Genomic DNA, 1,428 nt, shown 5'->3' with positions numbered 1-1,428 from the left:
TATTTTAGTGGTGTGTCGTTCTCGGTCAAGTTCACTATAGTCGAGGCGTTTAGTGGCAATGTTGGTAAAATTTCCCTCCCCTTTCGCTACGGAGGGAATCAACTTACTCACCAGTAGCCTCGCTACAGTTGCATTGCCATCGGGGAAATATCTGGCTTCATAAGCTTTGCCTGTACTCATCGTCAGGAAGTCGGCTACTTCACCCAACCAGCCCATCGCTCTGAGCCCTGGCGCGCCAAGCATGATGGCGTGAAGAATACTGTCCTTCCAGCCAGAGTACCCGAACATGCCACGACTAAAAACATCTAGCATACGAATTGTTCTGCCCGAAAACCCGACTCTGTCGCGAAGAAAACTATTGTAACTGGTGGTTTTTGAGTACTTATATTTCTCGAAGAAGGACAGTTCATCAAGGTAGTCGTGCTCGCCGGATACGAATTCGATCAGTTTTTCTTTTTCAGATTTATTATAAGGCAATCGTTCTATCGCTTCGCGATAGCCTTCCTTCGCGTGTAAAAAATTAATCCAATTTCCGCCAAGGTTAACGTGACCATTATCAGTCGCAATCGACATGCCTGCATCGTGATCGGTATTGCCCAAGGGGTAATCTTGCGTCATATTGGATTCCATGATATCGGTATCGATGCCCAAGTCGTCCAATACTGAGCGGGAAATATCATCGTAGCGGTCTGGGAACTCCAAGTTTTGCGAACCGCCAGCCCCCAATAACGTTTTACCTTTGACCTGGAATTCGTTGCGCTTGGCATGTCCGCCGAAATCGTCGTGATTATCCAGAATCAGAATGCGTGCATCATGGCCCATTTTTTTTCGATAAAACCACGCTGCAGACAATCCGGATATTCCACCACCAACAATTACCAGATCATAGTGCTCGTGAAGCTTTTGGTAGTGCTGCGGTTTCTCACCACGCCATGCCAGTGAGTGGGCCACTTCAAAGGATCCCTTATGGCTGCCCCGCAAGCCTGTCAAAGTTGGTGGATAGTAATCCGCAGGTAAGGGGCCAAGCGTCGTCGCCTCACCAGATGCGCCCAGTAGCTGAGCCCATGCAGTGCTACTGGATAGACCCATCGCTCCTATTGCCAATGCAGAACCATTCAAGAAATCACGTCTTGTTATACTTTTTTTCATATTGATATACCGTAAAAATATTGACCGAGCCGCTTTTAGTCCGCCGGTGAGTCACAAGCCAAACATCGACGAAATTAGCTCGAAAGATCCTCGCCTGACGAGTTGATATTTACATTGCTGGATTTTTGATAAGATAGAAAGCCACCATAGAAAGCAATGCGATAGTTAAAATAATTTGCAATCCCTATTAGTAACAAGGATTTTTTTGTTTTCCGGTAACCAATGAGCTTTAGTGTCAATCGGAGAGTGCAGTGAAAAGAATACCGAAATTATGTCCAC

General features: G+C 46.2%; 1 protein-coding gene. It reads right to left on the bottom strand.

What is annotated here, in order from left to right; all coding sequences use genetic code 11:
• On the bottom strand, nucleotides 1-1,149 hold a 1,149-nt coding region (locus A3761_RS24910; protein WP_156492116.1), incomplete at its 3' end, for an FAD-dependent oxidoreductase.
• Nucleotides 1,150-1,428 lie beyond the last annotated feature (279 nt).

The sequence above is a fragment of the Oleiphilus sp. HI0123 genome (genome assembly GCF_001635315.1).
Note: the sequence above shows the minus strand (reverse complement) of the source record. Positions and strands in the feature narration are given on the sequence as shown.